Consider the following 20,954-nt stretch of genomic DNA (forward strand, 5'->3'; position numbering starts at 1 on the left):
TTATTCTACTTTTTTCCAAATGCAAGTTTGCCAAAAGTGAGACACATAGCCGCCAGCACCGACAAAATCATATTTTATCCATAGCTCACTATTAAGAGTTTCATGGATACAAGAATAGTCCTCTCTATCTGAATTATCTAAAACAATAAAACCATTTTGCTTGATTTTTGGTAAAGCGTGCATGGAACAGGATGGTCTTGCTCTACCATCAACTAAGACAATATCAAAATATTCATCAGGATATTGATCAATTGATCTCACATAATTTTTAAAAGACTTACCTCTAAAGTTTTCATCACTAGAAACATAGCCGTAAGGATCAGAAGGCAATTTTTGCATAGCCAACTCATCCTCTATCGGGGGTTCTAAATAAAACTTCCAATTTTTGCGTCCTGTTTCTATGATCTTTTCAGATACTTTTTCTAACCATTTTGGATCATGTTCAACAGAAATCACCTCTTTTACTCTTTTAATAAAAAACGCTGTAGAACCTCCAACACCATACTCAAATACCTTCATCTCTTTTGTAAGTGTATTTTCCAGAAATTCAATGGCAGCAAAAGTAATCCATGGACGTTCATCATCTAAAGGAGTCTTATTTGGTTGCAAACACCCCAACCAGACAGGAAAAAAATTAATTGATTTCCATATACTAAAACTCTGAGGATATTTTTGTTTGAATGTTTTACAACGTTTTAAATAGGTTTTGATATTCTGCAATAACATATTTTCTTTATTTTTTTTGCTAAGAGTTTAAACAAGGGATTTGAAATTGATAATCTATTAAAAAACTACCCTGTGTGGTTTCTGGGATTTTTCCTGTGCCATAAAAATCCCCTGGTTCTACTTCAAAAAAGCCAGCATTTTGAATCCAATCAGCTATTACACCATTAACGGTACTAAAAACAGTAAAGCTATACCTCCCAGATGTAAATGGTAGTTTGTCTAATTCTATTGTTACATAATTTACATCACAACTTATATTATCTAAATTAGTTCCTCTTATTTCTGTACTAAGATGTGTAATTCTTTCTCCCATTTGATTGTCAATTCCTAATGCTATATTAAAGTTTTTTAAATTTTGGTTAGTCTTGTTTTCAAAAAACAATATTATTTTGGCTTTTTGTCCACTATAAAAAGAATGAACAATACCTTCCTCATTTTCAAATTGTACGAATGTAAATCTAACTTTGCCATCTCCTTGCCTATCTTTTCTGTTAGCAAGAGAAATATTTGAGAAATTTGTAGAAGTGCTAAGATAATCGTTGATAACTATTTGCGTTTGGTTATCAATAATCAATTGACCTTGATTTAACCAAATCGCTCTTTGACATAAATTTTGGATAGCTGCCATATTATGACTCACAAATAGAACTGTCCTGCCTTCATTTTGTGCCACATCCTCCATCTTCCCCAAACACTTCTTTTGAAACGCCGCATCCCCTACCGCCAAGACCTCATCCACAATCAAAATCTCAGGCTCTAAATGCGCCGCGACCGCAAACGCCAACCGCACATACATCCCCGAAGAATAACGCTTCACAGGCGTATCCAAAAACTTTTCTACCTCCGCAAATGCCACAATCTCATCAAACTTCTTCTTGATCTCAAACCGATCCATCCCCAAGATCGCCCCATTCAAGAAAATATTCTCCCTCCCCGTCAACTCAGGGTGAAACCCCGTCCCCACCTCCAACAAACTAGCCACCCTTCCCTTAATCGAAATCTTGCCCGAAGTTGGCTCCGTAATCTGACTCAAAACTTTTAACAACGTGGACTTCCCCGCCCCATTACGACCAATAATACCAACCCTGTCCCCCTGCTTAATCTCAAACGACACATCCTTCAACGCCCAAAACTCCTCAAAAGCTTCATCTTGCTCCTGAGCATGGCGATTAAAAATATTCCTAATCCCCCAAACTTTGTCCGCAATCACATCTCGCAAAGCCGTATAACGCTCCTGTTTCTGATGACCAATGACATACTTCTTGCTTAGATTTTCGACGCGGATCACAGAATCAGACATAAAGGCTCAATTTAAAAAATTAATAGTTAAGTACACTAGCGGATTTGTACCCTTTTTATTGGTATCGAATAGAGTTTTCACAAACCATAGCTTACTTTTCTTGTCTTGGCGATTATTTGAACGAACAAGGGAAAATGATAACACAAGACCTACTCAAACTTAGGTCAATAGACTCTAAAAAGCCATTGCATACTAGCCTCATTGCTCAATATTTTAATTTAGTTTGTCTAAAAAGACTTGTCAGTCTTCACCAATTTTAAAATCGAAGTCTTGAGATTATGGATTGTGTGCCGATCTTCCTCCTCAGAGCTGTAATTGCCCTCACTGGGATCTGATTGATCTTGGTGATTTGATGAGTCTGAGGCTCCTTTACTGATGCGATCGCAAATTTCATCAAGACGATTAGCGAGGACAACAGGAACGTGGGGCGTAACAGAATCGAGATTGGGATGATTGGGGAGATCGTCACAGGGGCAACAAACAGGGACACGCGCACCCAAATCTAGGGAAGGCACTAAGAGATTGCAGCGAGCACAGGCGATGATCTCCCAATGGTTGCCGAGGAGTTCGCTAATAGTTTGGTTTGTGCCGCTTAAATAGGCTTCTTGAGCCTTGGTGGTACTGATATCTTCCCAGAGTTGATTGAATTGGGGAGAATACCTTTCGCCTTGGAGGATTTTGCGAATGTGAATTTCTTTGCCATGGGCGGATAGCGAAACCCCTTTGCCCATCTGCATCCATTGGGCGAGATAATTTTTAACTAAGGTTCGGGATGCCATAATTTAAGAACCTTTGATGAGTAAATTAACAATATTTGATTTCACAGGCGTGAAGCACACCTGTTCATAGTTAATATAGTCTGAGAGCTTCATTGATAATCTGAATAAATTTTGTAATTTGTCATTCATTCATTTTGCCTATAGGTCATTAGACTATGCTCGACACCTTTTCTAATCCCATCTCCCCAGCCTTATCCGCCAAAGTCGAGCCGTCGGTGCAAATCCGTAACCTCAACTTTCACTATGGCGAAGGGGATTTGTTTAAGCAGGTTTTATTTGATATCAATCTCGAAATCTACCCTGGACAAATTGTGATCTTGACGGGACCATCTGGATCGGGAAAGACGACACTTTTAACTTTAATTGGGGCTTTACGGACAATTCAGGATGGTAATTTGCGGGTGTTGGGGCAAGAGCTGAAGGGGCTACAGCCAAAAAAACTGGTGCAGATCCGCAAAAATATTGGCTTTATTTTTCAGGCGCACAATCTCTTTCATTCCTTGACGGCAAGACAGAATGTGATGATGTCTACAGATCTGTTTACCCATGAAGGTGGTAATGCGATGGCATCGCGTAAAGCAGCTGAGATTTTGACGGCACTAGGCTTGGGCGAAAGGATCGACTATAAGCCCCATGCGCTGTCAGGTGGACAAAAACAAAGAGTTGCGATCGCAAGAGCGTTGGTTAATCGTCCTAGCCTCATCCTTGCCGATGAGCCGACAGCAGCCCTAGATAAAAAATCGGGGCGTGATGTCGTGACATTGATGCAAAAAATGGCAAAGGAGGAAGGTATCACCATTTTGATGGTTACTCACGATAACCGCATTCTCGATGTTGCCGATCGCATTATTAATCTAGTCGATGGCACTTTGGAGTCAGATAATGTGGTGAATACAGATATAACCAATGATGCACGTACATTTATGTTGTAAAGAAGCTAATAGTTATAGCAAAAGCAAAAAGGACGCAAAGCGTCCTTTTTGCTTTTGCTTGACATCACCCTCTCAAAATGAGAGCATAGTAAAGGTAAGTCAAAAAACCAACACTAAAAATTCAACACTAAAAATTCAACACTAAAAATTCAACACTAAAAATTCAACACTAAAAATTATGACTACCAAAAATAAATTTCAAGCCCAAAGGCATAAAACATGCGAATTTATTCTAAGAAAACCCTTGATGAGTTTGGGAAAATTCACGCTGATGTAGCTACTGCTTTAAATAGCTGGTATAAAGTCACAAAATCTGCTAGATGGCGAAATATCGAAGATGTCAAAGAATCTTACTCATCTGCTGATGCGGCGGGACGATTTACTGTTTTTAACATTAAAGGCAACAAATATCGCCTTATAGTCAACATTGACTATAAGAGACAAATCATCAATATCAAATATGTCCTAACTCACTCTGAGTATGACTCAGGCAGGTGGAAAAATGACCCTTACTATTAATCGAAAAGCTTACGGGGAATTATTAACTGAGATTCAGCCTCATGTAATTACTAATGATGCTGAAAATGAAATTGCATTGCAAAATATGGAAAGATTGCTGGCAATTCCCCACCCAACTGCTGAAGAAGAAAGAATCTTGCAACTGCTGCTTACATTGATTGAAAAATATGAAGATGAGCACTATCCAATGGATGATGCTTCACCTCTTGATGTTCTCTTACATCTAATGGAAGCAAATGATTTAAAGCAAGCTGCTCTAGTTAATGTGATTGGCTCAAGTGGCGTTGTGTCGGAAGTAGTCAATGGCAAACGTCAAATCAGCAAGAATCAAGCACAAGCACTTGGCAAATTTTTTCATGTTGATCCCAAGTTGTTTTTATAAGCAAAGGATGGCTTTGCCATCCTTTGCTTATTTCTCAAGGCGGACGACATACCATTGCCATGTCCCACGATCGCCACAGTCGAGGTCACAGGCAGTTTTAATCAGGCGTTGTACCTGTTCAGAGATAGACTTGAGATTTTGTAAATCGGTGGGTAAATTATCTTGAATATCAACAAGCAAATCATGTAAAAGCTGTTCTAATTCTGGCTGAGTGACAAACTGTTCCTGCATATCGGGGGGCAGCACCACATAGTTATCTTCGTAGTACATCATGCTGCTTGGCATATGGTTTCTCAGCTCAATATAATTAGGGATAAATTTTGTGTGGCATGAGTAGAAAAGTGGCTCATTGCCACGCTTGCACTCGGTTAAAATCTTAGCATGACCAATGAATCAACCTTTGACCAATCCATAGAGCCAGTTGAGGTGGAGTCTCACGAATCTTTTGAGCGAGAAGAGGTGCTAGAGCCTTTGTCTTTGTCAATGGATGGCTTTGAGCAGACCGAACTTGCGATCGCAAATAATCTAAATAATCTCAAGCAAAAGGTAGAAGCGGTTTTGTATCTAAAGGGGCAACCGATGAATTTAACGGCGATTGCTGAGGCGTTGGGCTGTGAGATCGAGGATGCAGAACTGGGGCTGATCGATTTAATTACGGAATATGCCCATCGTGACAGTGCCTTAGAGATTGTAGAGACGGATACAGGGTTTTCATTAAGACTGCGATCGGAGTTTGCGGATTTAGTACATAAACTAATTCCTGTGGATTTAGGGCGTGGAGCGTTGCGGACATTGGCTGCGATCGCACTTAAGAAAAATATTGTGCAGTCAGAGTTGATCGAGTTGCGCGGGGCAGGCGCTTACCAACATGTGCAGGAATTGGTCGAGCAGGGATTTGTCAGAAAAAAGCGTCAAGCTGAGGGGCGCTCATCGGTTTTACATGTGACAACCAAATTTCATCAATATTTTGAAATCGATGATTTAACTAAATTGATTTAGCCACATTGATCGCTCGAGTAACTAGACAAAACGGCAAAAAAACACTAAAAAATCAACAAATCGCAGTATTTTCTTTAACTACATTGAAAATACTAAGTAAATGGACGCAATTAAATATAAAAACCTAAAACCTATGGCGCACGCTGCGCGTGCGCCATAGGTTTTATCTCTGGGTTTTAATTATGCCTAGCTACTTAATAGGTTTGACTATGCTACAAAAACAAGGATTTTGGAAATGTCAAATACCGAGCCAACATACTACAATCAATGGCAGGTATTAACCTTTTCTTAACCAAGAAAAACCTTGAATGACAAAAAATAAATTTATAGCTCAACTGTCGATTACATTTATACCTAGCTGTTTAGTTTTAGGTATGGTTTTCATCGCTAAAGTTACTTTTCAAATACCGCCAAGTTTGCTACTTAGAGATATAGCTGCTATATCTGGTATTAATCCCTTATCAGGAGTAGTCTCAAGCATTGGTATATTTTTCTGGTGGGCAACCGCAACAGTATGTCTATTCTCAGCCTTCACTTTGCAGCAATTTAAATCTAAAAGGATATTCTTTTTTTTATTGTATTCAGGAGTTTTTTCAGGATTTTTAGCATTTGATGACTTTTTTATGTTTCATGAAAGCCTAGCACCGCGTTACTTCAAGACTTCTGAAATCTATATTTTGCTTGTCCTTGTTATAGCTTTTGTGGTTTATCTGTTCAAGTTTCACAAACTAATTCTAGGATCTGACTACCAATTTTTCTTGATATCAATCATCTTTTTTGGGATTTCAGTTGCTTTGGATATAGCTTATCCAAAATGGATTGATATGGATATCGAGTGGCAAATATTGTATGAAGATGGTTTTAAGTGGCTAGGTATCACAAGTTGGCTAAGTTATTTTTGCTACTATTCTTATGGTTTATTCTTAAATGGTTTAAGTAGAGATAGATAAATAATTCTCTAGAAAGTTATATTTGTATTTGATCATCTTTTCGTATACTGCTTAATCTAAAAATGATCAAATATCGCTAGTTCAAAGCTTTTTTAGGAGCGATGTGGAGAATGATTGCCAGTAATACACAATTCGCAACCAGTTTGCTGATCAATTTCAAGAAAAAGTTTTGGAACTGGCGAACTTTTGCCCAATTAATTTTTTTAGCGATCGCAATTACTTGCAGCATTTTGGCATGGAATACCCTTGCTAGAAATATGCGAAGCTCTGGACTTGCCATTAGCTTTGACTTCCTCAATGATCCTGCCTCCTTCGACATTGCTGATACCCCTTTTCCCTACAAAGCCTCAGACAGCTATACAAAAGCCCTGCAAGTGGGTCTGATTAATTCCTTAAAAGCAATTGCGGTTAGCATCGTCTCTGCCACGGTGGTTGGTGTCACTGTCGGCATTTCTCGATTGTCTAGCAATTGGCTAGTTAAACAACTAGCCCTTGTTTATGTGGAAATTCTTCGCAATACACCATTACTTCTGCAACTCTTTTTTTGGTATTCCGCGATCTTTTTGACACTTCCTGCTGCTAGCGCTAGCATCTCGCTCGGCTTTGCTACCCTTGCCAAAGATGGCATCACCATCGGTGCTCTCAAGATGACCTTGAGTTCAGAATTTTGCGCTTTGGTCTTAGGACTCACCATGTTTTCGAGTGCCTTTATTGCCGAGATTGTGCGCGGTGGGATTCTCTCAGTGCCAAAAGGGCAAAGCGAAGCGGCGAGAGCATTGGGACTCAGTGATTGGCAAACAATGCGAAAAATTGTGCTGCCTCAAGCCTTGCGAGTGATCATTCCCTCCCTGACCAGTCAGTATGTAAATATTGCCAAAAATTCTAGCCTTGCGATCGCAATTGGCTATACCGATGTTTATCGCATTGCCTCCACGACAATCAATCAAACAGGCAGACCCGTAAATGTAATTTTGATTATCATGGCAGTGTATCTGGCAATGAGTTTGACGATTTCGGCAAGCATGAACTTACTCAATCGCCAGTTCCAAATTGTTGAGCGCTAATTTAATCCATCATGTCTAAGCAAAATATCCTTGTTTGGTTTCGCAATGATCTGCGATCGCAAGACTGTGAAACGCTATACCGCGCCGCCCAAATAGCTCAACAAACAGGCGCACAGATATTACCCTGCTATTGTTTTGATCTTGCCCAGTTTGGTCAAACCAGTTTTGGATTCGCGAAAACTGGGGCATTTCGTGCCAAATTCCTGATCGAGAGTGTCGCAAACTTACGGGAAGGTCTGCGATCGCAAAATTCTGATTTGATTGTGCGGATTGGTGATCCTGCCGAAATTTTGCCAGAACTTTGTGAACAGCTAGCAGTCGGCGCAATCTATTATCATGCAGAAGTCACCACCGAAGAGAAAACTCTAGAGCGTAAATTAAGTTCTATTTGCAAACAACAAAATATCAACTTCACTAGTTTTTGGGGTAGCACCCTAATCCATCCCGACGACTTGCCCTTTGCGATCGCAAAACTGCCTGAACTGTTCACGCATTTCCGTAAACAAGTCGAAGCTAATCTTGCCATTCGCCCACCCTTTCCTGCTCCCAAAAATCTACCTGCCCTACCCAAAACTATTGATATTGGTGAAATTCCTACCCTCGCCCAACTCAACCTCCAATCTCCTGAGTTTTGCGATCGCACTATCACCCAATTCATTGGTGGTGAAACAGCAGGTCTGGAGCGCGTGAATTATTATTTATGGCAAAGCGATCGCCTGCAAGTTTACAAACAAACTCGTAATGGAATGCTCCATACTGATGACTCTTCTAAATTTTCACCTTGGCTAGCTTTGGGCTGCATCAGTCCCCGCAGCATTTACGCGCAAGTCAAACAATACGAAAGCGATCGCCTTGCCAATGACTCGACTTACTGGCTCATTTTTGAACTGCTATGGCGCGATTATTTTCGCTTTGTAGCCGCTAAGCATGGAGATAAATTGTTTTACCGCACAGGTTTACGCGGTATGAATATTCCTTGGAAACAGGATTGGCAACGCTTTGAACTTTGGCGGCTTGGTAAAACAGGATTCCCATTAGTCGATGCAAATATGCGCGAACTCGCGGCAACAGGCTTTATGTCCAATCGTGGTCGTCAGAATGTGGCTAGTTTTCTCGCCAAAAATCTCGGCATTGATTGGCGAATGGGTGCGGAATGGTTTGAATCGCTATTGATTGACTATGATCCTTGTAGCAATTGGGGTAACTGGAACTACACCGCAGGAATTGGCAATGATGCGCGAGGTTTTAGATTTTTTAATATCAATAAACAAGCTCAGGACTATGATCCGCTGGGCGAATATGTCAAGCATTGGCTGCCAGAGCTAGCGCCAATACCTACTAGCAAAGTGCATCAACCTTGGAAACTCTTACCGATTGAGCAAAAGCGTTTTCAGATTCAGCTCGGTGTGACCTATCCGCATCCTGTGGTTGATTTATTCGCTTCCGCCAAGTCCAATGAGGCAATTTACAATGCGAATGAATAACCCCGCCGCAAGCGGACGGGGTATCTAAATTCTTTTTTGACAGAATATACTCACGCCGCAGAGCGGCGGGGAATTTACCCTTTAGCTAGATTAAATAGAGCTAAACCCAGAAAAGTGAGTCGCCCGCTTTGCGGGCGACTCACTTTTCTGGGTTTAGCTAATTACTATTCACAAAAAGGTTGGATATAAGCGATCACTGACTGAAGTTGCGATCGCAAATCCTCCGCAGATAAACTACGATTCTCGATGAGGTCGCTCAGATGTCTATAAACACTAAGCATTTCCGAAGAATAGAAACTTACTAAAGATTCTAAATCCGCGCTTCGTAAATTGGGATTTTGGGAATTCGTCAAGGACGGCAATTGATTCACAATATTCGGGCTAAATGCCTTTTTCTGGAGCTGTTGAATTGTTTGCTGCATATTATCAATCACGCCATACATTTCCGTCGGATCAAATATTCGCAATAGACTAGTTTGCGTCACAATGCCCAAGCTCTCACCCCAATTCCATGAGACTACCATCCGCCCCACCCGACGTTTTTGCATCTCTTGATGGGCCGTCCATAGCGAATCTTCAGGACTCAGCAAAAATAATGGTGTACTCATGACGACCTGAGCTTGCGTTGTTGCCAAATTAAGCTCAAACGCATGAAACTGAACAATATCTCGTTCTGTCACAATTCCCACAGGCAGGTTATTTCCTTCTTGGGTAATTACCACACAACTAACCCTATGTTTCGACATTAAATGGGCTAGATCTAAGATGGAAGTGTCCAAATTAGCACTAATCACATCCGTAGTCATGATGTCGGAAACTCGTCGAAATCGCAACAAATTAGCAGGACGCAGAATATGCTGAATCCCTGCATGGGAAATTACTCCAATCAATTGACCTTGATCATCCACCAACGGTAGATGGCGAATATGATAGCGACGAAAGAGAAATAACACAGCAAATATATCTTCAACCGATCGCTGGGGCATAGTGATCACTGGTGAAGTCATATATTCACCAACCGTGGCATTTTGAAAATCAATTTTCTCTGCTGTCAACCTCACCACATCCCTTGCTGTCAAGATTCCTACTAAATCCTGATTTTGTTTAACCAGAACACAGCTAGTTCTGACATCAAGCTGCGGTGGATGATCATCGAACTCATGTAGATCAGTGGCAAGGGATAGCTGATGAGAATAATGCGCCTGACTAATCATTGAGATCGCCACATTTAGGGGAGTCTCAGGAGTCACGATTAAAGGAGAGGTCTCGATGGCACTGGTTAAATCAGGTATCCAATCAAGGGAAGTATCGAGTTGCATGGTCAGACTAATCGTGATCGAAATAAAAGGCAAATATCAGATAAGCAAATGTAACATTTTAAGACACCAAGTTTCGATAAAGGCTTGATTTTGACTATATATAGGTTACAATGTGACAAATGTTACACCAATACCTATAAAGCGCGCGCATGATCAAATTTGCACATTCAAATGGTAATTAGATAATCGGATTAACGATAATTTAACTAATCTGGCTCAACCTCATTTGCAGCATCACTTTCACTCGATGGGTCACATTTAGTTTCAGCTTTGGTTTTTACTTCAGACATTCTAGAAGTGTTTCCATAGAGACGATCTAACACTCTTTTCACGGAGATCCGCTTCCATGTTTGTCCTCGTTTAGTTGTATAGCCTTGCTGATTTAGCCAATCAGCAATCTTTTGCAAAGATTTACCTGATTTGTGATGACGACGAATTAGCTCAACAATTTGAACTTCTTCAGGATTTTCTACCAATTCCCCGTCTAGAGACTTTAGCCCAAAAGCTGGAGATCCGTAGCCCGCGTAGCCCCCCATCGCTGCTTTGGCTCTTCTACCCCTTTCAAGCCTTTCCCAAACAGACAGGCTTTCTGATCTGTCATTTGTCATGGCAATCTTAACTTAATAATTACTACAAAAACTAGATCTGCTGCGATCGCAATTGCATTGACATCAAAAAATATAAAAAGCTCTTCCCCCGATTTCAGTGTAAGGTACTTTGATAAAAAAAACGAATTATTCGTTTTTTCATCAAAAATCATAATAAAAAGTAATAAATATGAATACAGCTCTTTTTATCCAAGACCAGACCGAATTTGAAGCATTGCGAGAAAGCACCCCTTTACTAGTCGTCGATTGCACTGCAACTTGGTGTGGTCCCTGTAAAGTGATTGCGCCACTCATTGATCGTTTAGCAGCGGAATATAGCGATCGCGCCAAGGTGATGAAGCTAGACATTGACAGCAACAAATCCCTAGCGAAGCAATTTGGCATCAAAAGTATTCCTGCGGTGCTGTTTTTTAAACAAGGGGAGATGGTGGAAATGATGATCGGCGTTAAAACCTACGAAGATTTTAGTCAAACCCTAGACAAACATCTTTAGCTTTTAGCTAATCTCAGACCTCACAATACTTTTGTTCTCAACTGGTAATTGCTATGATCACGACCCTCTTAATTATTGATAATTCTGAACTAGATAGGCGCAGATATTGCCAATATCTAAGTCGTCGTCCCGATGCCTATCTAATCCTAGAAGCTGACAATGAAAAAGAGGCAAAAGAAATATGTGAAAGTCAAAAACCTGACGCTATTTTAATGGGTCTATCCCTTTCTGAAGATGGTGCGGCAAACTTCCTCAGTTGGCTACACAATCAAAGTTATGGTGATTTATTGCCTGTACTTTTGTTGACTAATCAAAAAAATGAAAATGCAGCAGCTCAGTTTGCTGACAGAGGCATTCAAGATTATCTAATTAAGGAATATCTCACCGCACCACGCTTAATCCATTCCCTTGACTATCTCCTAGAGAGAATGCGTTTAATTCATACCGTTTCCGAGGCGATCCAACTCAGAAAACGTGCTGAAGAATCGATCGCAGAAAGTAGTGCAAGGCTATATAGCTTGGTGGAATGTTCTAATGATTTGATTTGGTCAACGGATTTAGAAGGTAATTTTACTTATCTATCGCCGCAGTTTAAAGTTATCTTTGGCTGGGAGCCATTGTCATGGATTGGTAAGCCCATGCTTGATCTCGTGCATCTTGGTGACCGCTTACGTTTTAAAAAACATATTGATCAAATCTTGCATGATCAACAAAAACGTAGTTTCTCAATCAAGGTGCGTCAGCATAAAAATGATGGTAGCTGTATTTGGGTGTCCTCAAACGTCAGTGCTATTAAAAGCCTTACTGGTGAGGTCATTGCGGTTCAGGGTATTCTCCGAGATATTAGCGATCGCGTTGCTTTAGCCCATGCAATTAGAGATCGTAAATTAGCCAAGTCTAGACTCTATGAGTTTAATCACACTCTCACTAGAGTGCATCAGGATTTAATTCAGTCTAAGTGGAACAAAAATGAGTTTCTCTCGAACATGAGCTATGAGGTGAGAACTTCCCTTGAGATTATTGTGGGTTTAGTCGAAAGCTTACAGTCTGATGCATATAGCCCATTTAACAAGAAAAAATGCAGGTCGTTGCAGTCCCATGAGAGTACCGACAGGCACTTGCTAGATTTAATCAACGATATTCTTGATTTCTCTAAAGTTGACGTTGGTAATACATAGTCAATATAGCAAAGCAAGTTTTGCTTAGGAGAAAAACCCAATAATTGAGTGGCGGCGCTCCGCGCCGCCACTCAATTATTGGGTTTTTAGCTATTTAACAGTGGATCAAGTTTGCCTTGGCGCTCCAAATTGTGGATAGCATCACAGCCGCCAATGTGCTGATCATTAATGAAGATTTGCGGTACAGAGCGCTTACCATCAGAGCCTCTAGCCACCATTTGCGATCGCGCTGCCTCATCGCCATCGATTACATATTCAATATACTGCACTCCCTTTTGGTCGAGCAGATGCTTTGCTCTAATACAAAAAGGACACATTCGCCATGTATAAATCTCAACCTTAGCCATAACAGTCGTTTTAGTCGCTTAAATCACCTTCCAATTTTAACCTTATGGAGTTGCTTCAGGTGATGCTTTGGGATCTGGCAATGCAATCGTCGGCACTTGAGAGATCACCTCTTCAGGATGACTAGGGGGAATACCTTCGCTAACAATAATATCTTCAATCACAGTTTTGACGATTGGCGCTGCTACCGTAGAACCAAATGCATCGGAACCAACAGGCTCATCAATAACTGCAAGTACAACATATCTTGGTTTTTGGACAGGAAAGATGCCTACAAAACTAGTAATTTTAGCTCTGCCATAACCTCCGTTGGGTAAGGCTTTTTCGGCTGTGCCAGTTTTGCCTGCAATGCGATAACCAGGAATTTTAGCGGCTTGTCCCGTTCCTTTTTCGACCACATTAGCCATCATTTCTAAAACTCGCTGAGCAGTTGCAGGAGAAATAACTTGGCGAGGAGTTGGTAACTTTGGCTGATAGTATTCTTCTCCCTCTTCATTAATCAAACCCTTGACGACATGGGGTGTGAGCAACTTACCACCACTGGCGAGAATGCCCTGAAGCTGGGTCATCTGTATGGGAGTTAAGGAAAAGCCCTGCCCAAATGATGCTGCGGCAGGCTCAATTTCATAGCTAAAGAATTCCTCTTGGGATTTGAGCACACTGGGAGGCTCTGAGGGAAGATCAATACCTGAAATATCAGTTAAACCAATTCTTTCCAGCCATCCATAATAAACTGATGGCTTCATTTTTCGGATAATGTGGATCATACCCACATTACTCGATCGCTCCAAAATTTGACTGATGCTCACGGAGCCAACTGCACCAACTTGGTCATAGTCAAAGTTAGCAACCTGTCCACCGCCAATAAATAGTGAACCTTCATCATTCAAGACTGTATCAGGTTGGATTGCCCCTGCTTCAAGGGCGATTGCCACATTAATTGGCTTAAAGGTTGAACCAGGTTCATAAAGATCAGAAACTGCCCAATTTCTAAACAGTTTGACATCAGCTTTGTAGTAGAGGTTGGGATCGTAAGTTGGCTCGGTGACTAGGGTTAGTAGACCACCATTTTGAGCATCCATAACGATTACGGAGCCGCGTTTAGCTCCAAATTTGGTCATTTGTTGTTTTAAAATCTGACGGGCAGTTCGCTGAATTCGTGAATCAATGGTTAGCTGCAAACTGCTGCGATCACTTTGGATCATTCCCGCAGGAACTTGGCTAGGAATAAGTTTGCCCTCACCATCTTGGGCGATTTCAGGATCTTTATCTTGACGGGCTAAAAGTTTTTCCTGACTGCGTTCTATTCCCGCTTGTCCTTCATGATCGACATTGACATAGCCAATTATTTCTGCCGCAAGCTCTTGCTGTGGATAGACGCGATGTCTTTGTTTGATCAGTTCTAATCCATTAATTCTCAAACCATAAATTCGGTCAGCTTGCGCTTCAGAAAGCCATAAATCAACCTGAATCGATGTGGTTTCCCGTGACAGTGTTTCAATTAATTTATCTACAGGTTTATTTAGGATGGGGGAAAGTTGAGTTGCCATTGCCTCAATTTTCGCGGTGGCTGATTCCTTCTTGGTTTCATCGGGTTTATCAAAAAGGTGCGGATAGGCAAATAAGGTATAAATTGGCTTGTCTAAGGCTAAAACCTCACCCTTGCGATCGGTAATCATTCGCCGTGGCAGGAATGGTTTCATCACATGTACTTGCTGTTTACGCGCTTTATCAATCAGTTCTGGTGATGTAATTACTTGCAAATAAATTAAGCGCATCACTAGTCCTAACATTGCTAGCGCCACTATTGCCCAGATCAGCACAGTGCGGCGCTTGAAAAGGTTGATAGTTGCGATATCTCTGGGAAGTGATGGTGGCAGCATGGCGATTATTGCCCAATTTCTGGAGTGATTGGAGGTTTGTCGTGACCCATAGATTTTTGACAAAGCTCTTGGCAAAGCTGACGGAAGCAATCGCCCCGTTGTTCAAAGTTGGCAAACTGGTCAAAGCTTGCACATGCAGGCGAGAATAGCACAGTTGGTAAGGGCTGACTAGGATGATTGTGGGCGCGATGGTGGGCAATATTTGCGGCTTGAGTGACTGCTTTTTCGAGGGTTTCCACAACTTCGTAGTCTTTAAAGCCCATATTTTCCAACATCTCCGCAAATAATGGTGCGGCTTCCCCAATCAATAATACGCCGATCGCTCTTTGATGAATTTGCTCTAGCCAAGCACTGGCATCACCCTGTTTGGGTTGTCCACCCGCAATTAATACCACAGGGGGTTTTACGGCTTGCAAGCCCACTTCGGCGGCATCGTAGTTGGTGGCTTTGCTGTCATTGATAAAGGGAATCCCCTCATAGTCACAAATATGTTCAAGGCGATGGGGTACACCTTGGAACATAGAAATAGCCTGATCGATATGTTCTGATTTAATGCCTGCTAATTTGGCTGCGGCAACGCACATCAATAGGTTTTGACGATTATGAGTTCCTAGTAGTGACCAATTTGCGATCGCAAAAACAGACTCACCGCGAAACTTCACCCAACCCTTTTGAATACATGCGCCATCAGTAATCGCTTCAGTAACTTGATCATCAATAGATGTCCATACCGCTTTCGGCCACATCGCCGCGCCAAATTCCGTCAGATAGTGATCATTACCATTGAGAATGATATGTTCGGAGCGATCAATCAAACTAGCTTTAACATCTCGATAGGCTTCAAGGGTATAGTGGCGATTCAGATGATCGGGGGTAAAAGTTGTCCAAATGCCGATTTTGGGCTTGACGGTTTGGGTTGATTCAATTTGATAGCTACTTAGTTCAGCAATAATCCAGTCAGGATGGAGTTGTTTTTGCAAGACTTGTAACGCAATCTCACAAGCGGGCAAACCAATATTGCCACAAGCGATTGCCTTGAAACCTGCGGTTTGAAAAATGGCTGCGGTTAGAGCGGTGGTCGTGGTTTTGCCATTAGTTCCTGTGATGCCCACCCAAGGAATATGCTTGAGGTAGCGCCATGCCAACTCAATTTCGCCAATGGTGTCAAGATTTTGCGATCGCGCTTGGGCAACAGCGGCACAATCCCAAGGCACACCAGGGCTAACGACAACTAAATCGACGTTCTGCCCCAATGCAAGTAATTCCGCAAAGTCGGGAAATCCACCTAATTCCACCGCAATGCCGAATTGTTCTAAATCTTGTTTACGTTGTTCTAGGCTAGGACTATTGTTACTGTCACTGATTATTACCTGCCACCCATCAGCTTTGAGGAGTTTTGCGGCAGAAATTCCAGACTGTCCCAGTCCCAGTACATACGCTTGATGCATGGCGATCGCTTGATGAATTTATTGAAAAGTTAATAGTCAAGAATACATGAACTTGAACACCATCGAGCAATCCTCAAGGGTTTAGGGCACTTCTGCCAAGAGATTCGCTAATCGTGGATATTTGGAGACTAATCCAAAGCTTTCAGGGGAAACCACATCGTAAGTAAAGTGACGCTGGGCAATGCAAAAGCGATCCCATTCAGCGACTTCGATCCGAAATAGTTTGATCACGGTGTTGAGAATGAATGGAGTAATTTCTAACTGCCAACGTACTTTTAAATTGAGATGCTCACAGAACTGCTCGATCAGGGCTTGGGCGGTTAGGCGTTGCATTCCCAAAACTAGGCGAGCAGGAGACGGTGGTACCGAGTTAGCGGTGAGTAAGTGGGTCACAATTTGGGCGATGTCACTACCATGGACAAAATGGAAGCTGCCATCAGTCTTTAAAAATCTGGCATAGGGTACATATTTCAGGATATCTTTAAGTCCCCTAGACAAATGAGAATAGGGTTTATCTACTGCACCACCAAAGACGAGGGTGGGAAATACCGTAATTAAGCGATCGCGAATTGCTGAATTTTCTAAGGTTTCTAGACAAGCATGTTTGGAAGCAATATAGGCTGTTCCAAATTGTCCTGCTTCAGGCAAAATCTGGTTATGGGAATCCAGAATGCTGGCAGTGGAAAAGTAAATAGCCCGTTCACATACATCGGGATCGAGGCAAGAGAATAGCTCGATGGTTTTATCTCGATTGACGACAAATGCTTCTTCACCACCCCAACCTGCCGCAGTGCTTACTACAAATTCCATGGTGCGAAGCAGGGCTTTATGATTACCAATATTTTGCATCGAGTCTTCGATGATATGCACATTGGGGCAATCGCTGAGATCTATTTGCAGTTTTTTGCGATCGCGTACCAGTAAATAAAGCTCGTAATCAGTTTTTGCTAAAAGTAGCTCGATCAAGTAATGACCAACACAACCACTTGCACCTGTAATAAAGACTTTCTTTGGCATTAAATTCTAATCGTTAGTAAAAATACCCATATTGGGTATATGTCCTAAGTTACCTTATGGAAGGTGAATCGGTCTATAGCGCTGTCGTTAATCCCAACTATAAAAGCGGCGCTTCGCGCCGCTTTTATAGTTGGGATCTTACCATTATCAGTAATTTGCTTAACAATACTCACTGATATCTTCGCCGCACTGATCTGCTAAGAAGCAGAGGGCGCGGAATCGCAGTCCGACTAGTTCATCGTAAACAGGGTTTAGTTTGCAGAGTGCAGGAATTTGGAATAGGGTATGCCCAAAAAAAGTGACGGTACGCGCAAATGGGCATTGAGCAGGAATTAACTTGGCAATACGATGGGCAGTTTGAGGGTCTTCAATTGTAAAGTTATCAATTTTTTGGCGTAGGGGCTTGAGCCAGTCGAAGGTGGGCTTAGGTCGGAGGCTTTTGATGTATGAGCTTTCCCCGATGAATTCTGTGCTGTTGATACTTGACATGTTCACCAAATGCTTTTTAAAGCAGAGTATGTACTTTTAAAGTAGCTATGTTACCAATCTTAACATAGCTACTTTAAATATGTAGGCAGACAAGATATTGGTTTTACTTATCTATATTATGGTCTGCCTGTATGGAGGATTAGAGGTGCAAATAGAAAGATAAATATATCTTTCCCTATCGCTTCCATAGATTATTCAGTGCTGCACAATTTGTCTGTATTTGCGATCGCAGTTTTCATGGCTACATTGTTCTCCAGTCTTTAGCATTGGCAAGACGGAATATCCAGTTCAAAACGCTATAATGGCGCTATTTTTTGAGATAACAAGGTGAATTCAATGGCAGTCGTATTACCGAAAAAAATCATGCTCCTCGGATCGGGGGAACTGGGAAAAGAGGTGGTGATTGCTGCTCAAAGACTCGGTAATACAGTGATTGCAGTTGATCGGTATGAAAATGCCCCTGCCATGCAGGTTGCTGATTATCGCGAAGTCATTTCAATGTTGGATGGTGAAGCTCTCGAATCTGTGATCAAAAAACATCAGCCTGATTTGATTGTGCCAGAGGTGGAAGCAATCCGTACCGAGAAACTCATCGAACTAGAAGCGCAGGGGTACACCGTCATTCCCACTGCTGCCGCTACCAATTTCACAATGAATCGCGATCGCATTCGAGATTTAGCAAGTAACGAATTAGGCTTGCGTACCGCTAAATATGCCTATGCCACTAGTCTCCAAGAACTGAAAACCTCTGCCGATGAAATTGGGTTTCCGAACGTGATTAAACCCGTCATGTCTTCGTCAGGCAAAGGTCAATCGATCGTCAATTCTCCCGATGAATTGGAACAAGCATGGAATTATGCGATCGCAGGAGGTCGGGGTGACACCAGCAAGATCATCATCGAAGAATTTATTAATTTTGAAGTCGAAATCACCCTATTAACCATCCGCCAATGGCAGGGAGAGACCCTATTTTGTGAAGCAATTGGGCATCGTCAAGAACGGGGCGACTATCAAGAATCATGGCAACCTGTGGGCTTAACCTCTGCTCAAATCAAAGAGGCACAGGATATTGCCCGCAAAGTCACCGACAAGCTAGGCGGCGCAGGAATTTTCGGGGTGGAATTTTTCATTACTAAAGATGAAGTAATTTTTTCTGAACTTTCCCCTCGTCCCCACGATACTGGGATGGTGACTCTAATTTCCCAAAATCTCAACGAATTTGAACTCCATTTACGGGCGATTTTGGGCTTGCCAATTCCCACGATTGAATTACTTAGCCCATCCGCCAGCGCAGTTATTCTTGCTAACAAAACCAGCAATAACATTTCCTATACAGGGCTTGAAGACGCTCTCGCAATTCCGAATATAGAAATCCGTTTATTTGGCAAGCCAGATTCGCGCCCTTACCGTCGCATGGGGGTTGCATTATCAAAAGGCAAAGATGCAGTGGAAGCTCGGCGCAAGGCGGTCGAAGCTGCTGCCAAAGTCAAAATCATCTAGATCAAAAAGCGAGTGGCGACGCGAAGTGCTGCCACTCGCTTTTTGGGTTAAGAACGATGGGGAATTGGGCCACGGCGTTCTGTCATAGTGGTTGAATCTTGCAAAAATTGGCGGAGATGCTGCACATGCGGATTGTCAATGAGGGTAGACATTTTCTCAAGGGCTTCAGCAAGGATGAGATCTTGATGATAAAGCAGACGAAAAGCTGACTTTAGAGACTGCTGTGTTTGTACATCAAGTCCCGCCCGATCAATACCCACACGGTTGAGGGTACGCACACGAGAGGGGTTTCCCTCCACAAGGGTATAGGGTGGCACATCCCGCTCAATGCGACTCATGCCACCAACCATTGATAAACGCCCAATGCGAACAAATTGATGTACCCCCAGCACACCACTGAGTCTAGCGTGGGACTCAATATGGACATGCCCTGCCAAGGCGACACCATTGGCAATAATTACCCGATCCTCAATTTCGCAGTTGTGACCAACATGGACATAGGCCATCAGCAAATTACCGTTACCGATCGCAGTAACTTCATGGGCTTCATTGGCTCGATTGATGGTGACATACTCACGGATGCGATTATCATTACCGATACTGACCAAGCTATCGGCTCCCGCATACTTTAAGTCTTGAGAATCTAAACCGATCGCCGCCCCAGGATAAATTTGGTTGCGATCGCCGATTTCTGTTCTTCCTTCGATGATGGCGTGGTGTCCAATGACAGTATGAGCGCCAATTTTTACCTGTTCACCGATGACAGCATAAGCTCCAACCTTAACCGTCGGATGTAGTTGGGCATCAGGATGCACTATGGCTGTCGGGTGAATAAATTCAGACACAGGCGCATGAGACACAGGCATAAAAAGTTTGGCTCGCTTGATACTAAGTTAGATCGCTAGATTTGCGATCGCTTGGATCGCCAGATAACAAAAGATGTTTACATAGAGCGCAAGGCTTTCTATATAAATTTAGATAGTAAGTTTAAAGATTAACTAATGAAAACATTAATTCGCCCTCACAGGCTAATTGACCATCGACTTCAGCACGTCCATGCATTTTACCAAAGCGTTTACGTGAAACTAGCAATTCGGTAGTAATTGTGAGCCGATCGCCAGGGACAACAGGACGACGAAACCGCACTTTATCAATACCCGCAAACAGGGACAATTGATCCTCCATGCCGGGTAAATGCCTTAACACGATACCGCCAACCTGTGCCATTGCTTCAACAATTAGTACGCCTGGCATAATCGGGCGTTCAGGAAAATGTCCTTGAAAAAATGGTTCATTGAAAGTGACATTCTTAATTCCTGTGGCAGACTTATTCGGAACAAAATCAATGATGCGATCGACGAGCAGAAATGGATAACGGTGGGGTAACAATTTCTGAATGTCTTCGATCATCAAAATTTGACTAGGCGTGCTATTAGCTGAGTCAGCATTAAGATCAGGACTATTGATAGTGGTTTCTTCGGTCAAGGTTGACATATTTGGATATTAATTGGCGGTGTTGGAGAACTATCACAGGAAAAC

The 20,954-nt window shown here is 42.2% G+C and carries 23 protein-coding genes; 10 read left to right on the top strand and 13 right to left on the bottom strand.

Going from position 1 to position 20,954, the window contains the following annotated elements; translation table 11 throughout:
• The 3 genes from H6F41_RS02990 to H6F41_RS03000 all read right to left on the bottom strand — a co-directional run bounded on the left by H6F41_RS02990 (position 1) and on the right by H6F41_RS03000 (position 2,805).
• Positions 1 to 726 (bottom strand): O-methyltransferase, encoded by a 726-nt coding sequence (locus H6F41_RS02990; RefSeq protein ID WP_190401999.1) that lies wholly within the window; start codon positions 724 to 726, stop codon positions 1 to 3.
• Positions 727 to 745: 19 nt separating this feature from the next.
• Positions 746 to 2,026, bottom strand: coding sequence for an ABC transporter ATP-binding protein (locus H6F41_RS02995; protein ID WP_190402000.1), 1,281 nt, complete (start codon positions 2,024 to 2,026; stop codon positions 746 to 748).
• Between the two features lie 227 nt (positions 2,027 to 2,253).
• The gene (locus tag H6F41_RS03000) at positions 2,254 to 2,805 is read right to left on the bottom strand and encodes a hypothetical protein (RefSeq protein WP_190402001.1); all 552 of its coding nucleotides are present in this window, start codon (positions 2,803 to 2,805) and stop codon (positions 2,254 to 2,256) included.
• A gap of 155 nt (positions 2,806 to 2,960) precedes the next feature.
• On the opposite strand from H6F41_RS03000, the gene H6F41_RS03005 reads away from it, so the two are divergent.
• From H6F41_RS03005 to H6F41_RS03015, 3 genes are all read left to right on the top strand, one after another.
• On the top strand, positions 2,961 to 3,737 hold the full coding sequence (locus H6F41_RS03005) for a DevA family ABC transporter ATP-binding protein (RefSeq protein WP_190402002.1): 777 nt from the start codon (positions 2,961 to 2,963) through the stop codon (positions 3,735 to 3,737).
• A 219-nt stretch (positions 3,738 to 3,956) separates the two neighbouring features.
• On the top strand, positions 3,957 to 4,256 hold the full coding sequence (locus H6F41_RS03010) for a type II toxin-antitoxin system HigB family toxin (RefSeq protein ID WP_190402003.1): 300 nt from the start codon (positions 3,957 to 3,959) through the stop codon (positions 4,254 to 4,256).
• Positions 4,240 to 4,638: a helix-turn-helix domain-containing protein gene (locus tag H6F41_RS03015; RefSeq protein ID WP_190402004.1), complete on the top strand. Its 399-nt coding sequence runs from the start codon at positions 4,240 to 4,242 to the stop codon at positions 4,636 to 4,638. Before H6F41_RS03010 ends, H6F41_RS03015 begins: the two co-directional genes overlap by 17 nt.
• 27 nt (positions 4,639 to 4,665) lie before the next feature.
• Here H6F41_RS03015 and H6F41_RS03020 read toward each other — a convergent pair whose 3' ends face one another.
• Entirely contained in the window at positions 4,666 to 4,923 is a 258-nt protein-coding gene (locus tag H6F41_RS03020; protein ID WP_190402005.1) for a chlororespiratory reduction protein 7, read from the bottom strand.
• Positions 4,924 to 5,019: 96 nt separating this feature from the next.
• On the opposite strand from H6F41_RS03020, the gene scpB reads away from it, so the two are divergent.
• From scpB to H6F41_RS03040, 4 genes are all read left to right on the top strand, one after another.
• The gene (gene scpB, locus H6F41_RS03025) at positions 5,020 to 5,637 is read left to right on the top strand and encodes an SMC-Scp complex subunit ScpB (RefSeq protein ID WP_190402006.1); all 618 of its coding nucleotides are present in this window, start codon (positions 5,020 to 5,022) and stop codon (positions 5,635 to 5,637) included.
• A 308-nt stretch (positions 5,638 to 5,945) separates the two neighbouring features.
• Positions 5,946 to 6,587, top strand: a complete 642-nt coding sequence (locus H6F41_RS03030) for a hypothetical protein (protein ID WP_190402007.1) — start codon at positions 5,946 to 5,948, stop codon at positions 6,585 to 6,587.
• 110 nt (positions 6,588 to 6,697) lie between these two features.
• Positions 6,698 to 7,651 (top strand): amino acid ABC transporter permease, encoded by a 954-nt coding sequence (locus tag H6F41_RS03035; protein ID WP_190402008.1) that lies wholly within the window; start codon positions 6,698 to 6,700, stop codon positions 7,649 to 7,651.
• 11 nt (positions 7,652 to 7,662) lie between these two features.
• Positions 7,663 to 9,135, top strand: coding sequence for a DASH family cryptochrome (locus H6F41_RS03040; protein WP_190402009.1), 1,473 nt, complete (start codon positions 7,663 to 7,665; stop codon positions 9,133 to 9,135).
• A 164-nt stretch (positions 9,136 to 9,299) separates the two neighbouring features.
• Here the strand turns inward: H6F41_RS03040 and H6F41_RS03045 are convergent, their stop codons facing one another.
• Together H6F41_RS03045 and H6F41_RS03050 are read right to left on the bottom strand one after the other, a co-directional pair.
• Positions 9,300 to 10,454 carry a CBS domain-containing protein gene (locus tag H6F41_RS03045; RefSeq protein ID WP_190402010.1) on the bottom strand — a complete coding sequence of 385 codons (1,155 nt, stop codon included), beginning with the start codon at positions 10,452 to 10,454 and terminating at the stop codon, positions 9,300 to 9,302.
• Between the two features lie 206 nt (positions 10,455 to 10,660).
• A complete protein-coding gene (locus tag H6F41_RS03050; RefSeq protein WP_190402011.1) occupies positions 10,661 to 11,062 on the bottom strand; it encodes a recombinase family protein in 402 nt (133 codons plus the stop codon).
• Between the two features lie 169 nt (positions 11,063 to 11,231).
• Here H6F41_RS03050 and trxA point away from each other — a divergent pair, with 169 nt between their 5' ends.
• Together trxA and H6F41_RS03060 are read left to right on the top strand one after the other, a co-directional pair.
• Complete coding sequence (trxA, locus tag H6F41_RS03055; protein WP_190402012.1) at positions 11,232 to 11,555, top strand: thioredoxin; 324 nt, start codon at positions 11,232 to 11,234, stop codon at positions 11,553 to 11,555.
• Between the two features lie 53 nt (positions 11,556 to 11,608).
• Positions 11,609 to 12,733, top strand: coding sequence for a PAS domain S-box protein (locus H6F41_RS03060; protein ID WP_190402013.1), 1,125 nt, complete (start codon positions 11,609 to 11,611; stop codon positions 12,731 to 12,733).
• 86 nt (positions 12,734 to 12,819) lie between these two features.
• Here H6F41_RS03060 and grxC read toward each other — a convergent pair whose 3' ends face one another.
• The 5 genes from grxC to H6F41_RS03085 form a co-directional block, all read right to left on the bottom strand.
• Positions 12,820 to 13,080, bottom strand: coding sequence for a glutaredoxin 3 (gene grxC, locus H6F41_RS03065; protein WP_190402014.1), 261 nt, complete (start codon positions 13,078 to 13,080; stop codon positions 12,820 to 12,822).
• Positions 13,081 to 13,122: 42 nt separating this feature from the next.
• Entirely contained in the window at positions 13,123 to 14,961 is a 1,839-nt protein-coding gene (locus H6F41_RS03070; RefSeq protein WP_190402015.1) for a peptidoglycan D,D-transpeptidase FtsI family protein, read from the bottom strand.
• Positions 14,962 to 14,966: 5 nt separating this feature from the next.
• A complete protein-coding gene (murD, locus tag H6F41_RS03075) occupies positions 14,967 to 16,409 on the bottom strand; it encodes a UDP-N-acetylmuramoyl-L-alanine--D-glutamate ligase (RefSeq protein WP_190402016.1) in 1,443 nt (480 codons plus the stop codon).
• A gap of 81 nt (positions 16,410 to 16,490) precedes the next feature.
• Positions 16,491 to 17,426: an NAD-dependent epimerase/dehydratase family protein gene (locus H6F41_RS03080; RefSeq protein WP_190402017.1), complete on the bottom strand. Its 936-nt coding sequence runs from the start codon at positions 17,424 to 17,426 to the stop codon at positions 16,491 to 16,493.
• 159 nt (positions 17,427 to 17,585) lie between these two features.
• Positions 17,586 to 17,915, bottom strand: a complete 330-nt coding sequence (locus H6F41_RS03085) for a Mo-dependent nitrogenase C-terminal domain-containing protein (RefSeq protein WP_190402018.1) — start codon at positions 17,913 to 17,915, stop codon at positions 17,586 to 17,588.
• A gap of 336 nt (positions 17,916 to 18,251) precedes the next feature.
• On the opposite strand from H6F41_RS03085, the gene purT reads away from it, so the two are divergent.
• Positions 18,252 to 19,415 carry a formate-dependent phosphoribosylglycinamide formyltransferase gene (purT, locus tag H6F41_RS03090; protein ID WP_190402019.1) on the top strand — a complete coding sequence of 388 codons (1,164 nt, stop codon included), beginning with the start codon at positions 18,252 to 18,254 and terminating at the stop codon, positions 19,413 to 19,415.
• 47 nt (positions 19,416 to 19,462) lie between these two features.
• Here purT and lpxA read toward each other — a convergent pair whose 3' ends face one another.
• Both lpxA and fabZ read right to left on the bottom strand, forming a co-directional pair.
• On the bottom strand, positions 19,463 to 20,281 hold the full coding sequence (lpxA, locus tag H6F41_RS03095) for an acyl-ACP--UDP-N-acetylglucosamine O-acyltransferase (RefSeq protein ID WP_190402020.1): 819 nt from the start codon (positions 20,279 to 20,281) through the stop codon (positions 19,463 to 19,465).
• 121 nt (positions 20,282 to 20,402) lie between these two features.
• On the bottom strand, positions 20,403 to 20,909 hold the full coding sequence (gene fabZ, locus H6F41_RS03100) for a 3-hydroxyacyl-ACP dehydratase FabZ (RefSeq protein ID WP_190402021.1): 507 nt from the start codon (positions 20,907 to 20,909) through the stop codon (positions 20,403 to 20,405).
• Positions 20,910 to 20,954 lie beyond the last annotated feature (45 nt).

It is taken from the genome of Pseudanabaena mucicola FACHB-723, assembly GCF_014696385.1.
Taxonomy (GTDB): domain Bacteria; phylum Cyanobacteriota; class Cyanobacteriia; order Pseudanabaenales; family Pseudanabaenaceae; genus Pseudanabaena.